The organism is Robertmurraya beringensis (assembly GCF_042433785.1).
Classification (GTDB): domain Bacteria; phylum Bacillota; class Bacilli; order Bacillales; family Cytobacillaceae; genus Robertmurraya_A; species Robertmurraya_A beringensis.
Genome location: NZ_JBHLUU010000076.1, coordinates 1 through 4,276, shown reverse-complemented (window position 1 = coordinate 4,276; position 4,276 = coordinate 1). Strand labels below are relative to the sequence as shown.

General features: G+C 35.1%; 4 protein-coding genes. All 4 read right to left on the bottom strand.

Translation table 11 applies throughout. The annotated features are described in order from the left end of the window. Positions 1–106: 106 nt before the first annotated feature. From ACFFHF_RS12135 to galU, 4 genes are read right to left on the bottom strand one after another with little or no spacing between them, the layout of a single operon-like run. Positions 107–994 carry a glycosyltransferase family 2 protein gene (locus ACFFHF_RS12135; protein ID WP_377058247.1) on the bottom strand — a complete coding sequence of 296 codons (888 nt, stop codon included), beginning with the start codon at positions 992–994 and terminating at the stop codon, positions 107–109. A gap of 5 nt (positions 995–999) precedes the next feature. Further along, positions 1,000–2,103, bottom strand: a complete 1,104-nt coding sequence (locus tag ACFFHF_RS12130; RefSeq protein ID WP_377058246.1) for a glycosyltransferase family 1 protein — start codon at positions 2,101–2,103, stop codon at positions 1,000–1,002. Next, on the bottom strand, positions 2,088–3,239 hold the full coding sequence (locus tag ACFFHF_RS12125; protein ID WP_377058245.1) for a glycosyltransferase family 4 protein: 1,152 nt from the start codon (positions 3,237–3,239) through the stop codon (positions 2,088–2,090). The genes ACFFHF_RS12130 and ACFFHF_RS12125 overlap by 16 nt, the downstream gene beginning before the upstream one ends. Before the next feature lie 7 nt (positions 3,240–3,246). Beyond that, on the bottom strand, positions 3,247–4,128 hold the full coding sequence (gene galU / locus ACFFHF_RS12120; protein ID WP_066056237.1) for a UTP--glucose-1-phosphate uridylyltransferase GalU: 882 nt from the start codon (positions 4,126–4,128) through the stop codon (positions 3,247–3,249). Positions 4,129–4,276: the final 148 nt, after the last annotated feature.

Sequence of the window (4,276 nt, the reverse complement as noted above, 5' to 3'; positions counted from 1 at the left end):
CAGGTCTAATTGTAAATAAATTTCCAAATGGACAGAACCACCTTTAATTAGGCATTTACCTTTTTGGCTCTAAATAGAAACAATGATTAAACTGAAAATTATGACATTATTTATGCAACACTAGTGAAGTTATATATAAATATAAAATTAATCCAAAGGGGATTGCCAACACTGTTAAATATCTTTCGGGACTCTCTACAATAAATGCTCTATTTTTTTGTATGAAACTACTTGAAACGTAATGAATTGCTTGTTTAAACTTAAATTTCTTCCCTACAAATGGAAGTTTCATTAGTTCCTTTCTATAGAAAGCAAAACCTTTTGGATTATTAACATACTGTTTATACATATTTTTAGATGAACCATCGGGCAAATACTCAACATAACAAATTACTTCATTCATGAGTAACATTTCAAACTTTGTATCTAATAAGTAGTATTTATAAGCCAAACCAACATATTTTTCATTATCAAATAGAGGGTATGGGAAACTCCTTGTTAGTTCTGTACGATATATTAGTTTTTTATCTCCGGTAACACCATACTTATTATATAAGTTAAACAGGGTTGACTTTTTTAAATTCTCAGGCATTTTCGTTCCTATTATATTATCATTTAAGTCTGCATCCAGACCTATTAATCCACTTACATTATTACTACCATTTCTCATCCAAAAATCGGTTATCTTTTCAACTGCATCATCTGACATATAATCGTCGGAATCAATACAGACGTTTAACTCTGTCTTTATTAACTTATACGCAGTATTATGAGCTCCATGCATGCCTTGATTTTTCTGCCAAACATATTTAATCTCTATTAAATCTTCTTCTATCCATTTCTCTACTAATTGTTTTGTATCATCTGTGGATCCATCATCAATAATCATCCAAATAAAATTTCTATTAGATTGTCTTAATAAACTTTGATAGCATCTTTCCAAACAATATGCACGATTATAGGTTGGAGTAAATACTGTTAGTAACTTTCCCATTCAGTTCACCCCGTGAAAGTAATGTAAAGTGCTTCAATTTCTTTTGCAGTTGTTGTAATGTCATATCCTTGATTGGTTATTGCCTTTTTCAATTCCATTTTTGGGATTTCTTTAATCTCATTAAACTGGAGTTTTTGTACCCATTTATTAATGTCTTCCAATGGTAGAAAATCAACCAATTCAATCCCTAAGTCGACTTCAGGGGGAACTTGATTAGATACTAAGCATTTTACCCCAGCTCCTTGTGCCTCAATAACTGAGATACCTAGACCTTCGTAATACGATGGGAAAATAAATGTATCAAAGGACTGAAGTAGATTATTTATGTCACTCCGAACACCTAAAAATAACACTTTTGTTTCTAGATTCAACCTCCTAACTTTTTCCTTTATATGTGGCTTTAGTGGTCCATCTCCGATTAACACCAATACAGAGTTTCTATTTATTTTATTATACGTTTGAAATACATCAATTATAAAACTGTGATTTTTAACTTTAGAAAACCTACCTACATGACCTAAAACAAAGGTATCCTGGTTTATCTTCAGTTCTTGTTTTACTTGATTTCTTAAATTAGATGAAACTATAAATTTTTCTAATTCAATTCCGTTCTTAATATATCTGACTTTATTGGAATCGAATAGCCATTTTGCCGCTTTTTTTGAACATGCAAAATTATGAGTAGAATTTTTAACTACTAATTTTCCAAAATACCATTTATAGGTACGGGAAAAAACCCCCCCCTCACTGTTGGTGCTATGACTATGTGCTATTCTTACCCTTACTCCAGCTTTTTTAGCAGATCTTAGAACAAGCCCGCTCATTTTATCTAAATGAGAATGCACGATATCGTATTCTTTGTGTTCTAAGAAAAAATCATCTAGCCCCTTTACATATTGAAAGTGGCCTACATCTGAAATATAAGGGATACAATAAACCCGGCCACCCATTTTTTTAATCTCCATATCAAAGACACCTGGCTTACATGTTAAAAAGTCAAATTGCACTTTTTTTCGATCAATATTACGGTAAAGGTTCATGATTAGTGTCTCAGCCCCTCCACGGTTCATATTGACCACCACATGCAACACTCTTAACGGATTGCCCACTGAACTTCCTCCATATCACTCATTACTTTTACATATAACTCTTTCTTTTCAGCTAACACTCGATTCAAACTAAATGATTCCAACATAATTTTTCTGCTTTGTTCGCCCATTTGGCCTTGTAACTCTTGACTTCTTTCAAGAATCAGTATTTTTTCTGCTAAATTTACTGGTTGGTTAGTAACAGTCCAACCATTTAGATTATCTTTTACAAGTTCACAATGTCCTCTATTTTTAACCGCGATAATAGGTAGACCACACGCCATAGCTTCCATAATATTTACAGGAAGTCCTTCTCTCTTACTAGAAGCAACTACGACATCACACATTTTAAGTAGTGGGTCAATATCCTTACAGTAGCCTAGAAAATCAACCATATGTTCTACATCCAATTGTTTTGCAAGATTTTTACATTCCTCAAGTAAAGCTCCCTCACCTGCCAAGAGTAATTTTGCTTTTGGCATTTCTTCCTTAACTAAGGAAAGCGCATGTATTAATAATTGTTGATTTTTATTTGCATTGAACTCAGCAGCATAAAACATTAAAAAAGCATCATTATCATAACGATGCTCTGCTCTTAACACTTCTTTATGAAAGTTTGATACTGGTGTATACCGTTCTGTATCCACCCCCACCCCATGTACATGTTCAATTAGCTTTGCTTTGAACTGATGGGAGGTAGCTAAGTGATAATCTTCTTCATTAATCGTAATTAAACAGTCCGTTAAGTTAGATAATACTCTCTCAATAGGGTAGTAGACCATCCAGTTAGGAATGGGGGATCCCTTACAAAAATGAAACCCATGTGCTGTGTAAATCACTTTTGTTCCTTTCTGTCTTGCGGACCGAGCTGCTAGTCTCGCAAGCACTCCTCCCATTGGTGTATGACAGTGTATGAGCTGATACCCATTTCGATCGATAACCTCTTTTAGTTGGTTATACGCAGCTATGTTTTTTCTATGAAAAGGTGACCGTTGGATCGGGAGATTGAACTTTTCATCTACAAATGGTAGTTCGATTGTTCCCGAAGCAGCAACATGAACATCCCACCCTTGTTCCTTAAACCACTTTAAATAAGGTAGATGGAAGGCACTGAAGTGATAGTCAACTGTTGCACAGAACAACACTTTTCTTTTCATAGGCCACCTACTTTATTAGTTGTCTATCTAGCACCGCTGATAGATAGTTTAAAAGGTCTGAACGTAGCTCTTCTTTTTGAAGGGCAAATTCAATCGTTGTTTGGATAAAGCCCATCTTTTCCCCTACATCATGGCGAGTTCCTTCAAAATCATAAGCATAGACTGCCTCATATTGATTTAGCCCTGCGATGGCATCTGTTAACTGAATTTCTCCACCTGCTCCAGGTCCTTGGTCTCCTAAAATATCAAAAATTCTAGGATTTAAGATGTACCTCCCCATTATGGCTAGATTGGAAGGAGCCTCCTCCATCTTAGGCTTTTCTACTAGGCTATTCACGCTAAAGAATCTCTCTCCAATTTCATTTCCGTTAACAATGCCGTAGCGTGATACTTCTTCCATTGGAACCTTTTGTACTCCAAGAACGGAAGCCTGATATCTTTCGTATTGATCAATTAATTGTTTTAAGCATGGCTTTTCTGCTTGAACGATATCATCTCCAAGAAGAACAGCGAATGGTTCATTTCCAATGAATTTTCTTGCACACCAAATCGCATGACCTAATCCCTTTGGTTCCTTTTGACGGATATAATGAATATCTGCCATTTGTGAGGATTTTTGCACCTCACTCAGTAGCTCAAATTTACCCTTTTCAATTAAGTTTTGTTCTAGTTCAAACGAGTTATCAAAGTGATCTTCAATGGCACGTTTTCCTTTACCTGTTACAATGATGATGTCTTCGATTCCTGAAGCAACTGCTTCTTCAATAATATATTGAATCGTTGGTTTATCTACGATTGGTAGCATTTCCTTTGGCATCGCCTTTGTTGCTGGTAGGAATCTTGTTCCTAATCCTGCGGCTGGAATGATCGCCTTTTTAACTTTTTTCATTTGTTTCCCCTTTCTTATCCTGACGTATTGTCAAAACTTTTATATTAAATAGGCTATAAAATACCTTGATAGAGGGCTTTTTGAGCAAAAAAATTGCCACCCCCTGAATTTTAGGAAATAGTGAGGTTACCACACCAAACACCAACCT

What these genes read in the sequence shown, in the direction of transcription:
- galU (WP_066056237.1), bottom strand. Translation starts at nt 4,128, where the DNA reads ATGAAAAAAGTTAAAAAGGCGATCATTCCAGCCGCAGGATTAGGAACA.
- ACFFHF_RS12125 (WP_377058245.1), bottom strand. Translation starts at nt 3,239, where the DNA reads ATGAAAAGAAAAGTGTTGTTCTGTGCAACAGTTGACTATCACTTCAGT.
- ACFFHF_RS12135 (WP_377058247.1), bottom strand. Translation starts at nt 994, where the DNA reads ATGGGAAAGTTACTAACAGTATTTACTCCAACCTATAATCGTGCATAT.